The sequence below is a fragment of the Tolypothrix campylonemoides VB511288_2 genome, from assembly GCF_045999855.1.
In the GTDB taxonomy this organism is placed as follows: domain Bacteria; phylum Cyanobacteriota; class Cyanobacteriia; order Cyanobacteriales; family Nostocaceae; genus Scytonema; species Scytonema bouteillei_A.
This window is the reverse complement of the sequence record NZ_JBFPMW010000003.1, coordinates 689,488-708,717: the sequence shown is the minus strand read 5'-3', so window position 1 is coordinate 708,717 and position 19,230 is coordinate 689,488. Positions and strand designations below refer to the sequence as shown.

Below are 19,230 nucleotides of genomic sequence, written 5' to 3'. Positions count from 1 at the left end.
TACATTATCATTGTTCTCCAGATTCAGCGTTCCTTTTCTAACCAACTCACTGCCCAGTCAACAGCGCTTCTCAACAGAAAAAGCTTGGTTTGCGCGTTACCGACGTGAGAACTTTTCACATGACCCGCTTGTTCAAAAGCTGTACCCATTTCCTCAAAACATTCCCCCTTCAACTCAATATCCCTGTAGGTTTTCCAAACCCGTTGTTCTCCTTCAACAATCGGTGAACCTTGGGTAATTTGTTTTACTTTGGTAATTCGATACTCAGCAAGATGAAAGCAAGTGTTGGAATCGTACCCAACCCCTAAGAGCAAAACCGAAGCATTTAGGTCATACAAGCGAGCCAATGGCGATTCATTACCCAAGCAATAATCTAAGCTGTGATTGTTGATAATCTCTGGTGCATGTTTTCCCCATGCAGCAAATGAAGACGTGGGATGGGAACTCCGCACAACATCAGGGAAAGTCCGAAAAGTTTCAGCAATTTTACCCATTCCGCGTGTGGGAGTCAACCGCGCATCAAAGGCAGGCATGGTGTCTCTAATTATCTGAACCCATTCACTTGGTACGGGTGGATTTTGCCACTCTGCGGGATCGGAGTACTCGCCAGAGTGACTGGGCATAACGAGAGTACCTGTAGTCGTTAGTACATCCATAAAAGCCTGAATGACAGTGACCGGACCGCCACAAACCCATCCCAATGACTTTAGTGAAGAATGGACCAGTAGAATCGCTCCGGGAGTTATACCAATCTGGCGCAAATCAGCGGCAAGACTTTCGCGAGTGCGGGGTGATGGTGTTTGAAAAATGGTTTCTGCTTCACTCATATTCAGGATGATAGTTGAAAACGAAGGCAGAGGGCAGAGGTCACAAAGAAGGTCTGAAGTAAAGAGTTACGCGATCTTAAACTGCTCCTTTGTAGATTGCTAATGCTCGTCTGACTGCGGCATCTGCATTGATAAACCCACTGCCATATACAGTATCGTATCCCGACCCACCCAAGTCGTAGCTTGTCTCAGACAGAATTTGCTTGATTTGAGTAGCATTCAGGTTAGGGTTGACACTCCAAACTAAGGAAGCAACACCTGTCACGTTGGGAGTTGCTGCTGAAGTTCCATTAAAGCCCATATAAGTACTGGGATAGTAGTCAAAACCAACTGTACCGTTTGATAAACGATATGCTCTAGTGGTGGGAACTTCCGACGGTCCCATCAGTGTTAAGCCAGGTCCATATTGAGAGTAGTTAATTCGTTCGCCTGGTGTTGCATCATAACCGTAACTATCGACCGTTCCCCAAGAAGCACCTACAGCGATCGCATTACTATACAGCCCTGCTAGTGTTGCTGGATATGAGAGACCGCTTACACCTTTATCACCGTCATTACCTGCTGCAATCAAAAATAGGACGTTGGGATTATTCGCGACGATTTGATTCAATTCTGGATCGAGGTTCGTTTGACCAAACGCACCAGTGTATCCCAAACTCATATTAATGACTAAGCGCTGTCCGTTTTGGCTGGCATGACCGATCAGACTGCGGGTGGCTTCAGATAATGATAAATCATTTCTATTGCCACCTAAAACATCAATGTTAAAGACTGGCGAATTCCAATTGATCCCTGCTATTCCCAATCCATTATTACTATTGGCAGCAATGATACCTTGAACAGCAGTACCGTGAGAGGTGGAAAATACATCATCTTGGAAGTTGGGAGTAAAAATAGTTGTTGTGCGTAGATCGTCATGAATATAACCGTTGCGATTGGCTGCTAGACCCGTGTCTTCAATTCCAATCAACACCTTATTCGAGCCTGTGGTGAAGCGCCATGCATTTTGAACACCCATCATATGGAGGTTCCATTGTTGTCCAAACAATGGATCGTTGGGGAGCACTGATAAGTTCAAATGACTGTCTGCAAACACAATGCGATCGATCCCTTCAAATAGGATCTGACTGCCATCATTTAATGTAATGGCATCAAATAAACGGGTTCCATTACCAGGGTTGTACAGAACGCCGCCGCCGTTACTAGCATTACTAAATGTGACTGTACTTGAGTAGATGCTGGAAAGATTCAATAAATCCTTCCATCCATCACCAAAGTCTACATTGCCGTTCCCAGAAATAACAGTACGACTAAAACCAGTTTTATATGTAAATTGATTGGCGTCGAGGGTTCCAAGTACAGTACGCGTATTGTTGGCGATTGATGTGGCGGATAATCCCAAGCGATAACTTATACTACTATCATATTGAAAAACTTTTACGTAATAAGTACCGGCTAGTAAAGTACCGTCCAGCCATTCCATATTTGTGCTACTATTCACTGACTTCTCAACAAGTGACCCGTTCGCGTTATAAAGTTCTACATCTGCATCTCCAGTTAAACCATTTAAAGATAAGTTGAAGCTACTGTGACTGGAAAGATTAAAGCGATAGATATCAACAGGATCGCTATAGCCGACAAAATCTGTAAAGGTTTGAGGACCCTTTAAAGTGCCTATATTGTAGGCATTGCTAAAGACACTACCAGGATCTGGTGCAACCAGCGGGCTGAGTTCTGATGAAGACAGCATATATGGGCGATCGGTATCATCAAAAACGCCGTCAATTGAGAGAAAGTCAGCATAATCAGTACTTGAACCCGAAAATTTTCTCACCGCTGTAGCGTCATTCAGTCCTTGCAGAGAGCCTGATGATAATCCTACAAAGGAATAATTGAAGCCCGTGTCTGGATTTGATTGTTCGCTTAAGTCAAAACCGTCTAACATATGCACTGTCCTCATTATGGTAGATACGTTGTACTCTTAGCAGTTGTCTTCTAGTAGTTCACCACATAAGTTTTGATGACCACTTACCTCGTTCCCAGGCGGAGCCTGGGAATGCCTTACAGGAGGCTCCGCCTAGGGTGTCGCGAGGCTCTCTCTGCCTCGCCGACTGCGTTCCCTGGTAGAACCACCGGAACGAGAGTGGGTAGTGCGTTCACTGACCCATCGAAAATTAATGGGACAGACCACTAGTAGCAAATATCACAATTTTTGGTAGGTCTTGACTTATAGAGACCCACTTATGAAACCATCTCCCTCAGCATCAACTGTACAGATAGTTTGCACGGTTATTTCTACTGGTAATTCTGGAAATCGATCGCAGAAGATTGTATTGAGCTAAATTAGCTTATTCGTTTTATTCAACTTTTTTGCCGGGTGAATTTCTTCTACAGCAACTGCATTTACTTTTACTAGAATTCTCCGAAATAGTAATATCATACGCCCGAAATAGTAAATTTTATTCTACATCACAATTAGAAGGTTCTTATTGGTTTGCCTTGAAACGAATCTTCAAGAAACCCAAAGAATAATGAGCTTGGGATATCCCAAACCCCAAACATTAACTCCAAATTGTTAACTATGACTCCATAACAAACAGAATTGATTGGATGGCTATAAAATTAACACGATTTCCAATGCAATGGCCATAAACAAAAATTATTTAGACAAGAATAAATTAAATTAAGATTAACTTGCAGCGTCACAGTTTTTAGTGACACATAAGACTCCAAAATGAAGAAGCAGGATTCCTGATTTGATTGAAATTATTTTTTTGAGAATGTTTTAAAAATCTCAGACGATTTCCAATCGCAAAAATGGTACCAACTGGGGCTTGACAAACGTCCTCTTGGAGAGGTATTTACCTGTATCTGTGGTTGAAAAAATTTTGATGTCAGCAAAGGGACTCATTCTGAATCAGTAAAATTGTATAATTTATAACAAATAATTATTGACTGACTGCAAAAGATACAGAGTGTATAGTAATACACAAATTAAAAAATGCGATCGCAATTAATTGTTTGAGATTTTCATGTAAAACTTTTTCAGATCAACCAACTTTACTGCTAAAACTTTCCGTCAAGGGAGGGTTGAATTTTTTGATCTTACCACTACTCTTAAACTGAACGAGCGCACTTGGGAAAGAGAAATGCCCACTTCTCATAAACCGCTCTTATCCCTAGAGCTTCCCCTACCTTCGCCACTCCCCAAGTAAGTGCATAAGGTCAACACTACAACATCTATTTCTTATTGCAACTGTAGAATTAGGTCAGTTCATCACAGGAGAGCATACAACCTATGGGTGCTTCATCCAGATACTGGAAAATTTGGCGAATTAATCCAGCCAGCGAACAAGCGGGGTACAAACTCTTCTTAGTGGCTCAGGCTCAGGATTTTTGCCAAAAACAGTTGTCACGTTCCCAGAGTGGAGATGTAGAAACTGCTCTTTACGCTTTTTTCTACAATCAAAAACTTGAGGTTGATGACAAAAATCGTGCTGTTGCTGGGCTTTGTCTCAGATGTTACATTTCCGATCCTATACTAAAAGCTTGTCAAAAAATTGACAATTTATTTGGTACGGAAAAGCACTTTACGTACCAAGATTTACTGCCTTTTGTTCTTAATGATGATGGTGAAAGCCTGCTCGTTCTGGATAAAGATGGCAAAAATCAACTGCTTTTAGATAAAAGCGGCGAAGCTAAAACAGCAAGTTTTAAATTCTTTTCTCTTAGGGTTCTGCAAACTTACAAGCCAGACTCGCAGTCTCGAATGAGCTTAGAGAATTGGGCTTATTTGCAAACCAAACAAAATCCAGAGCTAAAAGATTTTTTATCGGAATTTGGTTTTCAGCATCTGAGCGACTGGGCGCTGTTGAATCGTGCTAGACCCAAACAGCTAGAACGCTTCTCACAACGCGAACGTCATCTAGTAGAAGTTTTTCATGGTGTTTATCGTCGCGACAGACAACAGCAGCGTTCTTATCAAACTAGACGATGTCCCGATCCTACTACCGCTCAACAACAAGAAATGCTTGCCCAGTTGAAACAACGAAATGTTATTATCAATGACTCAATGGAGTTAATGAAAGAACTCAAACTCGTTGTTGCACAACTCAGGCAATACGATATCTGGAGCTACCGAGAATCGATAGAAATTCAAGATCCGGAAACTGGAGGTTACACACTTAGATCTGATTTACCTTATGAATCCCTAAGTGAAGTTGATGTGGAACAGCGAGAACTTTTAGAGTTTTTGCACGAGCAACTACAATTAGCTTTGCTAAAGGCTATTAAAGAAGAAATTCAAGCAAGTCTTAACCGATTGGAAAAAAGCAAAAAGTATGCGCCCCTAGCTCAAAAGTTTATTCCTGGATTGAAATTATATTACGGTCAAGGATTAGCTCTAAAAGAAATTGCTCCTCAATTAGGAATGAGTAGCTGGGATCAAGCCAGACGAATCCTAAACCCTGGTGAACTTCTAAATAAGGTACGCTATGTCACAGTTGAAAAACTCATTGATAAAATTTTACAAAAAGCGGAGGAAAAAGGTTTAACTAAAATTCCTCCACAACCAGATTATCTCAAAGCTATTTCCGAACAAATCGAAGCTTTTGTTGATGAAGAAGTTTTTACTGAAGCATCAGAGGAAATTAGGGTTGGCAAAAATCGCTCCATGAATAGCGTATACGCACGAAAACTTTTTCAATACATAGAACAACGATAAACACAATTTCAAATGAGGAGAGAACTTAGTATGTCCCAGTTATCGCTTAATTCAACAAGTGTCAGGTTGATTTTGCCAGAAAGTATATGGTTGGAACCGGAACATTTTTACCAAGCAATACAAACTAGTAACCAAATTATGAATGAATCACAACAGTGGCAAATTTATCTTAATAGCTTGGGATTATTGGGGTTTGAACAGTGGCTGACCGCACGCCTTCCAGAACAACTTATTCAAAAACATACTCATGTCATTGAAACCTGCGCTCAACTGCAACTCGGAGAATTCAAATTTTGCCTGATTTCTACTGAGAATATACTTGATGAAGTTGTAAATATACCGGAAAGTACGATTCACCAACACGAACAACTTGCTCATTTTTATGTTGTGCTAGAAGTTTCCGAAGAACAGGAAGAAGTGATTATTCGAGGTTGTTTGCGTTACGATCGCCTTATTACTTATTGCAGTAGCGATTTCTTACAAGATGGCTTTTATCAATTACCTCTATCGGTATTCGATCCAGAACCCAACCATTTGTTACATTACTATCTTTACTTAGAACCTAGCTCTATTCCCTTACCTGTAGCGACACCCGAACAAGTATCAGATAAAATATTAACATACTTTAATGAAACGAGAACTAAATTGAGCCAATGGTTCTTAGGAGCTTGTGATGAAGGATGGGAAATTATTGATAGCATGCTCGATCGCGAAACGAATTTGGCATTTAATACCAGGAATGCTCAATCAGGTATTAAGAGAGCTAAATTAATTGATTTGGGAGTGCAACTCGGCAATCAAACAGTAGCTTTGTTAGTTAATATCACAGAAGAAACTGAGGAAAAATTAGGTGTTTTGATTCAGTTGCATCCTACTAATGGAGAAAGAGTATTACCATCAAACGTTAAATTAACACTATTTTCTAAAGCTGGAAAAACCCTTCAAGAGGTGACTTCTAGAACTCAAGATAATTATATTCAACTCAAGCCTTTTAAAGGGGAAACAGGAAAGCGTTTTAGTTTAGAAGTCAGTCTCGAAGAGACTAGAGTCAGAGAGCACTTTGAATTGTAAAACAGCTTTCTCAATCAAAATGCTATAACTTTGGATCGCTTAACCACACAGGCAAAATCTTTAGGTTCCTGCATTCTGTTTCTTGATGCTCCTCCCACACTTATCGTTTCTACCAAAGCCCGTCTTATCTGTACAACACGGCAATACAAAGATATGGTATAAAAGTAAAACCCATTACAATCTCGGACAATCAAGTGCATCTTTGAATGAGCAAGTCGATTGTTATTAATTTAGGTCAGGGTAACTTAGATCGGGGATTTCCAAGAGTTACTGTTCAGCTATGGGGAGCCGATTATCCTCTTCCAGAGCAATTTATTGGCGGCTTACCCCCAGCACCAGATCTCGTTGAACTTTGTAGAAAGTGGCAGTCAATCTATCAGAATATTTGCGAACGCAAACAGTGGCGTTCTTCTCCAGTTGATGATGAAGATGATGAACTAGAGATTGATGAAGGTGCTGTTACCAATGTCTCGGTTCTAGATTTTCACAGTGTCTGTAATAGATTACAGCAAACAATGAATGATTGGTTGCAATCTCAAGGAATTCTTAAGATTAGCCAACAGTTACGTTCTGCACTTAACCCAACAGATGAAATTCGAGTCATTATTCAAACAAACGATTTACTGCTGCGAAAATTGCCCTGGCATCGCTGCGATTTCTTTCAAGATTATCCTTTAGCAGAAATAGCGCTTTCTCGCCCGGAGTACAAACGCGCTCAAATTTCGTCGCCACCTAAAGTCAAGAGAGAAAGAGTGAGAATTTTGGCGATTCTGGGGAACAGCTTTGGACTCGATTTGGCTGTAGAGCGTCAATTTCTCAACAATTTAGCAGACGCAGAAGTTGTATTTCTTGTCAAACCATCAAGACAAGAATTAAATACGCATTTATGGGACTCAACAGGCTGGGACGTTTTATTTTTTGCGGGACACAGTCAAACTGAGAGTGACACTGGCAGACTTTATATTAATGAAAACGAAACCAATAACAGTTTGACGGTTGAACAGTTAGAAGAAGCACTCAAAGCAGCTATTGAAAAAGGTTTAAAGCTAGCAATTTTTAATTCTTGTGATGGGTTGGGATTATCTTTAGCGTTAGAAAAATTGAATATTCCCACAGTTATCGTGATGCGGGAACCAGTTCCAAACTATGTTGCTCAAGAGTTTTTCAAACATTTTTTAGAAGCTTTTGCGGTTGAACGGCGTTCTTTATATCTCTCGGTACAACAAGCACGCAGAAAATTGCAAGGTTTGGAAGATGGTTTACCCGGTGCTTCATGGTTGCCAATAATTTGTCAAAATCCCGCTGTCAAACCCCCGACTTGGCTCACTCTGTATGGAATACCCCCCTGTCCCTATCGCGGGTTATTTGCGTTTCGGGAAGAAGACGCACGCTTATTTTTTGGACGGGAAAAGTTTACTCAGGATTTAGTAACAGCAGTGAAAAAAAAGCCATTTGTGGCTGTGGTCGGTTCTAGTGGAAGCGGTAAGTCCAGTGTTGTGTTTGCCGGATTGGTACCCTGCTTGCGACAAAATACAAATATTAATTGGCAAATTATCTCTTTTCGTCCTGGAAATAAACCAATAACAGCCCTAGCAGAAGCTTTTGCACCTTTAAGCAATGCACAACCCACTGACAGTGACAGATTTCACAGTGGGGGATTGCAACTGACAGCGCAAGAGAATTATCAATTGGTAGCGGGTGTAGATTCTCTGACTGACAATTCATCACTCACCAATGAAAACTCCCGTTCCTTAATAAATTTGGAATTGGAACTGATACTCGAACAGGACAACACTGCTTTATACAAAATCATTGAAACCTTTGTTCAACAAAATCCTGGAACTCGCCTAGTGCTCATTGTCGATCAATTCGAGGAACTTTACACCCTTTGCCCCGAACATGAACGCCAGCATATCTTAGATTTATTACTTAACGCCTGTACCCGCGCCCCCGGATGTACCTTAGTCACAACCTTGCGAGCGGACTTTTACGGCTATGCTCTTTCTTATCGTCCTTTAAGCGAGGCCTTACAAGGCGCAGTGCTCAACCTTGCACCGATGTCCCGCGAAGAATTGCGCGATTGCATTGAAAAACCTGCAGCACAAATGCAGGTGGAATTAGAAAAAGAATTGACAAATCAGCTAATTTCTGCATTAGAAGGACAGCCGGGGCGGTTACCCCTGTTGGAGTTTACCCTGACTCAACTTTGGTCAAAACAAAGGGAAGGATTGCTGACTCTTAAGGCTTACGAAGAGATTGGTGGTGTAGAAGAAGCACTCGCCAATCATGCAGAGGGAGTATACAGCCAACTTTCCGAAACAGACAGACAGCGATCGCAACGCGTATTCATGCAGTTGGTACAGTTAGCAGAAGGTGGTGAAGCAACCCGGAGGTTAGCCAGTCGTGCTGAAGTCAAAGAAGAAAACTGGGATTTGGTAACCCATTTGGCATCAAAGCGTTTGGTGGTGACAAATCTGAAGGGACACACCTATTGTGAAACAGTAGAAATCGTGCATGAAGCATTAATTAAAAGCTGGGGACGCTTGGAATACTGGCTGGAAATGGATGGAGAGTTTCGTAACTGGCAAGAAAAGTTACGAGTCGCAATCCGTCAGTGGGAGAGTAGCAATTTAGATGAAGGAGCATTGTTGCGAGGAAAACCTCTTTCCGATGCAGAATATTGGCAAACAAAACGGTGGGAAGAACTGAGTGTTAGCGATCGCAATTTTATTCAGTCTTCTATAGAACTGCGGGAACGAGAGGTCAAACAGCACAAGCAACGACAGCAAATAACTATTATAAGTCTTGCCAGTGGCATGGCGATCGCATCCATACTTGCCGCTTTTGCTGGGTGGCAGTGGCAAAAAGCCCAAATTAATGAAATTCAGGCAACCGTTAAATCTTCACAAGCTCTATTTGCTTCCGACAACAGATTGGATGCTCTGGTAGAAGCACTCAGAGCCAAGAAAAAATTCCGGACAATTGGCACGAATATCCCAGAAACAAAGGCTCAAGTTGATTTGGCACTCAGGCAGGCAATATATGGAGCCAACGAGTACAACCGCCTCTTAGGACACGGTGCCAAAGTACACAATGTCACGTTCAGCCCTAACGCTGAAACCATTGCCACAACGAGCGCAGACATGACAGTCAAACTGTGGCAGAGAGACGGTCGTTTGCTCAAAACGCTTACAGGGCACAGAGGAGCAGTTTATGGAGTGGCTTTCAGCCCTGATGGTTACACCATGGCTTCAACAAGTGACGATCGAACAGTCAAATTGTGGAATCTAGACGGCACTTTACTCACAACTCTCCCTCACAAATCTGAGGTGTACTCAGTTGCATTTAGCCCAGACGGGCAAACCCTTGCCTCAGGAAGTTGGGACGGTAGCATTCACCTATGGAAACGAGACGGAACTTTGTTGTTAACAATTCCAGGTCATCAAGAAAGTGTAGATGCTGTCGCGTTTAGCCCGGATGGTAAAACCATTGCTTCAGGCAGTTGGGACAAAACAGTTAAACTCTGGAAGCTTGACGGCACTTTAGTCACAACTCTTCAGCATAATGACAAAGTTCTGGCGATCTCCTTTAGCCCCAACGGTCAGTTTCTTGCCACAGCAAGTAGCGACCAAACTGTGAAACTCTGGAAAAACAATGGTTTGGGAGGATTTGAAACGCATCCCCACCAAATTTTCAAAGGTCACGACAGCCAAGTTCATGGAGTTGCCTTTAGCCCTGACAGCCAGATCGTCGCTTCTGTCGGTTGGGACAAAACCGTCAGACTTTGGCAGCTTGATGGTACTGAGATAGCCGTACTCAAAGGTCACAGTGGAATCATTTGGGGCGTTACTTTTAGCCCAGACGGTCAAACAATCGCCACCGCTTCTGATGACAAAACTGTCAGATTGTGGCGGTGGAAAAATCCTTTACTGACTGCGCTCAACGGTCATAGTGCTGCGGTTTATGCAGCCAAATTCAGTCCGGATGGAAAGTTCATTGCGGCTGCTTCCGAGGATAATACCGTAAAATTATGGAGGTCGAATGGCAATCCCGTCACAACCTTCATCGGTCATAGGAATGCTGTTTGGGATATTGCTTTCCATCCCAGTAGTAAAACCATAGCCACAGCCAGTTGGGATAAAACAGTTAAACTCTGGAAGCTTGATGGAACTTTAATCAAATCTCTTGTCGGTCACCGCTTCTATGTTAACGCAGTCGCTTTCAGCCCAGACGGTCAGATGTTAGCGTCTGCTTCTGATGACAAAACCGTCAAACTTTGGCAACCCAACGGTATTCCAATTGCCACTCTCATCGGTCATACTGATGAGGTGTGGGCTGTTACCTTTAGCCCCGACAGTCAAACGATTGTTTCGGCTAGTCGAGATAATACACTCAAGTTTTGGCGGCGAGATGGAACTCTTGTGAGAACTGCAAACGCGGGTTCCCCCGTGACCTCAGTTGCTTTCAGTCCCAACGGTCAGCTAATTGCTACAGGAAGTTGGGACAAAACGGTAAAGCTGTGGAAACCTGATGGCACATTGGTGACAACCCTCAGAGGTCATAATGCTGAAGTTTTTGGGGTGGCGTTTAGCCCCGATAGTAAAATTATTGCCTCAGCAAGTGGCGATAAGACTGTGAAATTATGGAGAACAATAGATGGTAAGGAGCTAACAACTTTTAAGGGACACAATGCAACTGTTTGGAAAGTTGCGTTTAGCCCCAATGGTGAAACAATTGTCTCTGGTGATGAAGACAAGAGAGTGCTGGTATGGAATTGGAAACGTTTTTCCCAACAGGATGAACTACAGGTTTACGGCTGTGAGTGGTTGAGAGATTATCTTCGCACGAATACCGATTTACCACCCAAAGATAACCGTCTCTGTTCTTAAATTTGAGTTGTTTTGAAGCTTGATTAATTTAGGAGGATAACATGACTATTAGGGTTGCAAATCTACCTTTAGAATTTACAGAGCAAGATTTAGAAAATTTGTTTGCGGAATATGGAGATGTTCAAATTCAATCTTTGTCTGACGGTCAAGGAAAAGTAAACTTAGACAATCAAGAAACTGAGAATCGTGCTATTGCAAACCTGAATGGTAGAGAATTTAATGGCAATATACTTTCAGTCTCTGCTGATGAGGAAGATAGTAGAGGGTTAAAACCAGCAAGCCATGGAACTGGTAGTCCACCACCAAAACGTACTAGATAGGTCGTCGCAAGCGATCGCGTTTGTAGTAGCAATACTAAATGTTTTGTGAGAAAATACGTAGGAATTGTTTCTGCTGTTGATGTCAAATTTCATTCAGCCTTAGCGAATAGAATTAACCGATATACAGACAAAACCTTCCTGTGCAGGTTTTTTAGTAAAGTCCACGTAGGTGGTGAATCCAGTCCTGTAGGCGGGTTTCTCGCGCCCTGGCGACTGGCGAACCCGTATAGCCCTGCGGGCATAGCTTCGCAACGCGAAGCTTGTGCCTTGCACGTAGCGTCTCCGCTCCTGAGATAGGGTGAACCCGAAGGGACTTTGTTTTTATAGTTGCGAATTTTATTCGCTCTAGGAAGTGTAAGTTTCCTAGAAATGATTTAGGATTGCGTATAGTAGCGATGCATGAGAAGATAGCGCAACTACAAACCAAATATTTATTTCATCGACCGCTATTAAGTATAAAAAATATTTATGCAAATAAAAGATAAATTATCAATCTATAAATCAGTCGTTATTAAATTAGGAAGTGGGGATTTAATAAACGGATTTTCAAGAGTTACCTGCCAATTGTGGTCAGCAGGGTATTCTCTTCCACAACAATTTATTGGTAGCTTACCAGCAGCAGCACATTTAAGCGACCTCTATAGAAATTGGCAATTAATTTATCAAAATCTGTGCGGTCGTCAACATTTGCGTTCTTCAGATGATCCAGATGATGATGAACTAGAATTGGATGACGGTGGAGTTACAAATGTTTCTCAAGTCACTTTTGACGAGCTGTCTCAAAAAATGCAGCAAAGCATTGATGATTGGCTTGCATCTAAGGAGTTTCTGAACATTACCCAGCAACTGCGATCGCAACTTAATCCCAAAGAAGAAATCAGAGTCATTATTGAAACCAACGATGAAATATTACAGCGCATACCTTGGTGTCGTTGGAATTTTTTCAACGATTATCCTAAAGCAGAAATGGCTCTTTCCAGACCAGAGTATAAACGTTCGGAAATAGGAGAGTCACAATCGCTAAGAAAGAAAGTTAGAATCTTAGCTGTCATGGGTAACAGCAAAGATATCAACTTAGAAATAGAAACCCAATCTCTTGAGAACCTAACAGATGCAGAAGTTGTTGTTCTGAATAACCCCTCTCGTTCGCAATTCAATTCCCAGCTTTGGGACTCACAAGGTTGGGATATCTTGTTTTTTGCAGGTCACAGCCAAACGGAAGGTGAAACGGGCAGAATATACATTAATGAAAATCCAACAAACAACAGTTTAACAATTGAACAATTAGAAGAAGCACTGAAAACAGCCATTGAAAAGGGTTTACAACTAGCGGTCTTTAACTCCTGCGATGGTTTGGGATTGGCGTTAGCACTAGAAAAACTAAACATTCCTACAGCGATCGTCATGCGGGAACCCGTTCCCAATTCTGTAGCAGCAGAATTTTTTCAAAATTTTTTATACGGTTTTGCACTACAGCGACTACCCCTGTATCTTGCTGTTCAGCAAGCACGCCGAAAATTGCAAGGATTGGAAGATGACTTTCCCGGTGCTTCATGGTTGCCAGTGATTTGTCAAAACCCAGCCGTAGAACCACCTACGTGGTTGGAGTTGGGTGGAATATCGGTCTGTCCCTACCGAGGATTATTTGCTTTTAGCGAGGAGGATGCAGATCTATTCTTTGGAAGAGAGGAGTTTACAAAGGAATTACTAGCGTCGGTTAAAAGAAAGTCGTTAGTGGCTGTAGTTGGTTCTAGTGGAAGTGGGAAGTCGAGTACAGTTTTTGCTGGATTGGTTCCGCAGCTAAAAAAAGATACTTTGGTTGATTGGCAAGTCGTTTCCTTTCGTCCGGGAAACAATCCAATAGCAGCCTTGGCAACATCCCTTTCCTCTTTGAAACTCACCAGTCAAACCGGGAACTACCACCGAGCTGAGGAAGGAGGATTGCAGTTCCCCAACAAAGAACAATATCAATTGATAACAGGGATAGATATTATTCGCGATCGCCACTTACCGAGAAGCGATCGCAACACCCGTCGCTTAGTAGAACTGGAACTAGAAGTTGCACTCAGTCAGGATGGCAACGCTTTATACAAAATCATAGAAAAGTTGGTTCAGCAAAATCCCAAAAGTCGCTTGTTACTCATAGCCGATCAGTTTGAAGAACTCTACACTCTTTGCAGTGAGAAACAGCGCCAGTACTTCTTAGACTCATTATTGACAGCCGTGAGATTAGCTCCAGCATTTACTTTAGTAATGACTTTACGAGCTGACTTTTATGGATATGCTTTATCTTACCGCCCATTTAGCGATGCTTTACAGGGAAGAGTTTTGAACCTCGGACCCATGAGTTGTGAAGAATTGCGCGATTGTATTGAAAAACCAGCAGCCCAGATGCAAGTCAAACTGGAAAATGGCTTGACAAATAAACTCATTTCTAACGTAGAAGAACAACCAGGACGGTTACCATTGCTGGAGTTTGCCCTCACACAATTGTGGTCAAAACAAAACCAAGGATTGCTAACCCATCGAGGTTATGAAGAAATTGGCGGTGTAGAGCAAGCACTGACGAATCATGCTGAAACAGTCTATACCCAGTTAAGTGAGACAGATCGAGCCAGATCGCGGCAAGTGTTTGTGCAGTTAGTACGTTTGGGGGAAAATACAGAAGCCACTCGGAGGTTAGCCACTCGCGATGAAATCAATTCAGAGAACTGGGATTTAGTAACACATTTAGCGTCACACCGTTTAGTTGTTACAAACCGCAATGAGTTTACAGGGGAAGAAACGGTAGAAATTGTACACGAGGCGCTGATTAAGAATTGGGGACGCTTGGTAGATTGGCTGCAAAAAGACGGCGAATTTCGACACTGGCAAGAGCATCTGCGAACGATCGTCCGTCAGTGGGAAAGCAGTAGCAAAGACGAAGGCGGGCTGTTGCGAGGAAAGCCTTTAAATGATGCAGACTACTGGCACCAGCAACGTTATGAGGAACTGAGTTCTGCGGAAAAAGAATTTATTCGTCTTTCCTTAGAACAAAGGAAGCGAGAAATCAATTTGCAAAAACGCAGGCGACACATTGCTTTTTTGAGTCTTTCGAGCGGTTTAGGAATGGCAATGTGTCTCGCTGGAATTAGTTGGTGGAACTGGCAAAATTCTATAAAAAATGAAATAGAAGCCCTGAGCAAATCATCTCAAGCACTATTTGCTGCAAACAATGGCTTGGAGTCGCTCATCCAAGCAGTCAGGGCAGGGCAAAAACTGAAAACATCAGGCGTGGCATCTCCCGAAACTCAGATGCTGGTGAAATCAGCTTTGTGGAAAGCAGTGTATACAATGCCAGAGCGCAATCGCTTTTTGGGTCACACAGCCAATGTCTACGATGTCAAGTTCAGTCCCGATGGCAAAATACTTGCCTCTGGCAGTCAAGACAAAACTATTAAAATTTGGAGCCCCAATGGTGAGTTAGTCAAAACCATCACCGGGCATCAAGACAATGTCACAAGTATAACATTTAGCCCGGATGGCAAAACCCTTGCTTCTAGCAGTGATGACAAAACTATCAAAATTTGGAGTCGCGATGGTGAGTTACTTAAAACCATCACCGGGCATGGTGGTGGCGTCACAAGAGTGACATTCAGCCCGGATGGCAAAACCCTTGCTTCTAGCAGCGATGACAAAACTATCAAAATTTGGAGTCGCGATGGTCGTTTGCTAAAAACTCTTATTGGACATAATGATACTGTTACAAGTGTCGCATTCAGCCCAGATGGCAAAACCCTTGCTTCTAGCAGTAAGGACAAAACTATCAAAATTTGGAGCCGCGATGGTCGTTTGCTAAAAACTCTCATTGGACATAATGATGCTGTCACGTGCATTACTTTTAGCCCAGATGGCAAAATTCTTGCCTCTGGTGGTAAAAACAGCACGATTAAAATTTGGCATCTGGAGAATGGGAAATCCGAAACTTGGAACGGACATAAAAGTCTTGTCGCAAGTTTGAGTTTTAGCCCAGACGGCAAAACTCTTGTTTCTGCAAGCTGGGACAATGACATTAAGATTTGGAATCTAACTGGTAAAGTAGTTACCACTTTTTCTGGCTATACCCAAAGATTCTTTAGCGCCAGTTTTAGTCCCGATGGCAAGACCATTGTTAGCGCAAGTGGGGACAATACTATCAAAGTTTGGTGTGTGGAATGCCAGCAACCGCAAATCCTGAAAAAACATACAGGTGCGATCGCCAGTATCAGTGTCAATCGCGATAGTAGGATGTTTGCATCCGCTAGTGATGACAGCACGATCTTGCTCTGGAGTTCAAGCGGTCAGTTACTTCATACCCTTCGCGGTCATCATGATGTCGTTATAAGTGTTGTGTTTAGCCCTGACGGTCAAACTCTTGCCTCTGGAAGTAAAGACAAGACTGTCAAGCTTTGGAATCGGAACGGTCAGTTACTCCAAACTTTTGTAGGTCATAACGATGCGATTTCAAGTGTTAGTTTCAGCCCTGACAATCAAACCATTGCCTCTGGAAGTGCTGACAAAACTATCAAATTATGGAGTAAGAACGGTCAGTTACTTCAAACCCTTAATAACAATGGTGCGATTTCAAATATTGTTTTTCATCCGGATGGTGAGAGCATCGCTTTTGTCATAGATAATGAAATTAAACTTTGGAATCTCAAAACTCAAGAAATCAAAACTGTAGGTCACCACGAGTTACCAATTAGAAGTATCAATTTTAGTCCCAATGGGAAACTTTTGGCTTCGGGAAGTGATGACCTTACAGTCATACTTTGGAGCCTAGATGTTGAGAAACCCAAGATTTTTGGTAACCATCTCAGCCCTGTTAAAAGCCTGAGTTTCAGCGGCGATGGCAAAATTCTTGCTGCTGCAAATGCTTATACTATAACGATTTGGAGTGTAGATCGACAGCAAGAGCTTGCACAACTTGAGGCATTTGATGGTAGCTCGATCGTCAACAGTATTGGTTTTAGTGCTGACGGTAATATGATTATTTCTGGTGATAATAAACACCAAATCATTTTATGGAATTTAGACTTAAATAATTTATTGGAAGATGGTTGCAATTGGTTAAAAGACTATCTCAAAAATTCCAACAACAACCAACAACATCTATGTAGTAGTGGCACGTGAATCTGAAGAAGCTAGTACATGAAGGCAGAAGTCTGGAGGCAGATGGCAGAAGGCGCAAAAGTTTGAATGTAAGCTTTTTATCTGTTACTAATGGTTGCCTTATTTACGCCGAACTGTACTAGTGTAGCATCCCTCCTTACCTGAGCTATCCTATAAAATATGACCAATGGGTAGAGACTAGATTATCCAGTACAATTGTGTTCAGCAATTTTTGTGACTAGTTGAGAAAAAAGGCATGGACTCAGGGGACAAAAGCAAGAGCACACCTCGTTCTGCTTCTAGTCAGGGGCACAACGGTCGTGAGAATGAATTTCAAATTCAAATGCAGTTTCAAGAGCTACAAAACACGGTAGAGTCGCTCCAAACTAAACTGGCACAGTACCAGCACTCAGAGCAACAGGCATGGCAGCAAGCAAGAGTAGCCCAAGCAAGAGTGGCAGAATTAGAACAGATTAATGCAGCTTTGCACCAGCGCAATCGCATACTGGAAGCCACTACAAGGGCTGTAAATACAATCCTAACATTTGAGAACTTTGATGATGCAATCAATAGAGCTTTACAAATTATTGGTGAAAGTTTAGATTGCGATCGCGTTTGTCTTGGCGAACACTGTCATGACTTATCTGGCGAAACGCTGGGAGTTATTAGATATTTTTACGAGTGGACATCTCCCTACATTTTCTCGCAAATTCAATCAAATAGTGGTGCAGAAATTTCTTATGAAGGAATCGAAGCAGAATATCAACTATTGTGTCAGGGACAAGCATTTGGCGGACTAATCGACGAGTATTGCGAACCCTTCCGCAGCAAGCAAAAAGCACTTGGCGTGAAGTCAGGCTATGCCATCCCAATTATGATAGAGGGTAAATATTGGGGTATTGTTGGTTTTGATGACTGTCGTGAGGCAAAACATCGGAATTCGGCTGAAATGGCTGTATTAAAAATTGCAGCAGATTGTGCAGGGAGTGCGATCGAGCGCCAACGTACCCAGCAAGCCCTACTTCAAGCCGAACAAGAGCGATCGCAAGAATTGGAACGTCACAACATTGAACTTCAGCAAACGCTCAACCGACTGCAAACCCGCGAGCAACTTTTAGAAGCAACTGACCTCGATTTAGATCGTTCCCTCGGTCACGTTCTCCAAGTCACTAGCGAACACCTCGGCTCCACCTCTGCTGCACTCTGGCTCGCGAACCCTGACTCTGATACCTCTTCACTGCATTTGGTTTACCTCAATGGAAGCATTATTCCTGCTACCCCAGAAAATACCGATCGCCTTAGCGGACAGTGGATTCAAGGTCGAGAAGACTTATCCCGCGATCTGAATTGGAAAAGGCATCTCCACGAACGCGCTCCCGTCATTTACGATTTCGACACTTACCCCGACATTACCCCAGTCCAACGCCAATTTATAGAACGGTTAGGCATAAAAACCATGTTAGGCATACCCCTGCTGCTGGGAGCGGAAATCGTCGGTAGCTTTACTGTCCGCTTTAGCGAGAAGCGCGAGTTTGGGGCAGAAGATTTAGAACTGATTCAAGCGATCGCACACCAAGCAACGCTGACAATCCAATTAATGCGGCTAGCAGACGAAGCTAAACAAACCGCTCTTCTAGAAGAACGCAACCGCATGGCAGGTGAAATTCACGATACTCTTGCTCAAGCGTTTACGGGTATTTCGATTCAAGTTGGCATGGCACAAAAACTTATTGATTCGGACCCCACCGACACCCGGCAGATTCTCGAGCGCGTCCTTACCCTGGCGCAAACCGGACTTTCCGAAGCCCGTCGCTCCATCTGGGCACTGCATCCTACTGCCAACGAATACGCCGATATCGCTCATAAACTGCCACGGTGCATCGAGCAACTGGCTGAAGGGATACCGATTCAAGTCGAAGTGTCGGTTGCGGGAACGCCGTGTTTGGTACCTGCGATCGTCGGTCAAAATCTGTTGCGAATCACCCAAGAAGCAGTTAACAACATAGTTCAACACGCCCAAGCTACCCAATTACGAGTCAAGCTCACCTATAAACCCACGACGCTCGTTCTAAGGATTTGGGATAATGGAAGCGGCTTTGAGCCAAACGTTGAAAACGGCGGCTTTGGTTTAATAAGTATGGCACAACGAGCATCACGCCTAAACGGGCAATTGATAATTTGTAGCTATCCAGGGCAAGGAACTGAAATTCAAGTGCAAGTCCCGCTACAATGAAAGCGCTTCTGCTTGATAAAATGGCTAAGTCCAAGTG

Annotated in this window: 8 protein-coding genes; 6 read left to right on the top strand and 2 right to left on the bottom strand. The window is 42.8% G+C overall.

What is annotated here, in order from left to right:
- Positions 1-23: 23 nt before the first annotated feature.
- Positions 24-827 carry an aminoglycoside N(3)-acetyltransferase gene (locus AB0756_RS11610; protein WP_038082013.1) on the bottom strand — a complete coding sequence of 268 codons (804 nt, stop codon included), beginning with the start codon at positions 825-827 and terminating at the stop codon, positions 24-26.
- A gap of 76 nt (positions 828-903) precedes the next feature.
- Entirely contained in the window at positions 904-2,772 is a 1,869-nt protein-coding gene (locus AB0756_RS11605) for a S8 family serine peptidase (RefSeq protein WP_050045122.1), read from the bottom strand.
- 1,353 nt (positions 2,773-4,125) lie between these two features.
- Here AB0756_RS11605 and AB0756_RS11600 point away from each other — a divergent pair.
- The 6 genes from AB0756_RS11600 to AB0756_RS11575 all read left to right on the top strand — a co-directional run bounded on the left by AB0756_RS11600 (position 4,126) and on the right by AB0756_RS11575 (position 19,193).
- Positions 4,126-5,550 (top strand): hypothetical protein, encoded by a 1,425-nt coding sequence (locus AB0756_RS11600; protein ID WP_038082012.1) that lies wholly within the window; start codon positions 4,126-4,128, stop codon positions 5,548-5,550.
- A gap of 30 nt (positions 5,551-5,580) precedes the next feature.
- Positions 5,581-6,621: a DUF1822 family protein gene (locus AB0756_RS11595; RefSeq protein ID WP_038082010.1), complete on the top strand. Its 1,041-nt coding sequence runs from the start codon at positions 5,581-5,583 to the stop codon at positions 6,619-6,621.
- Between the two features lie 206 nt (positions 6,622-6,827).
- A complete protein-coding gene (locus AB0756_RS11590; RefSeq protein ID WP_038082008.1) occupies positions 6,828-11,510 on the top strand; it encodes an nSTAND1 domain-containing NTPase in 4,683 nt (1,560 codons plus the stop codon).
- 41 nt (positions 11,511-11,551) lie between these two features.
- Positions 11,552-11,830 carry an RNA recognition motif domain-containing protein gene (locus AB0756_RS11585; protein WP_038082007.1) on the top strand — a complete coding sequence of 93 codons (279 nt, stop codon included), beginning with the start codon at positions 11,552-11,554 and terminating at the stop codon, positions 11,828-11,830.
- Between the two features lie 468 nt (positions 11,831-12,298).
- Complete coding sequence (locus AB0756_RS11580) at positions 12,299-16,981, top strand: nSTAND1 domain-containing NTPase (RefSeq protein WP_237265805.1); 4,683 nt, start codon at positions 12,299-12,301, stop codon at positions 16,979-16,981.
- A 235-nt stretch (positions 16,982-17,216) separates the two neighbouring features.
- A complete protein-coding gene (locus AB0756_RS11575; protein WP_050045123.1) occupies positions 17,217-19,193 on the top strand; it encodes a sensor histidine kinase in 1,977 nt (658 codons plus the stop codon).
- The last annotated feature ends 37 nt before the right edge of the window (positions 19,194-19,230 follow it).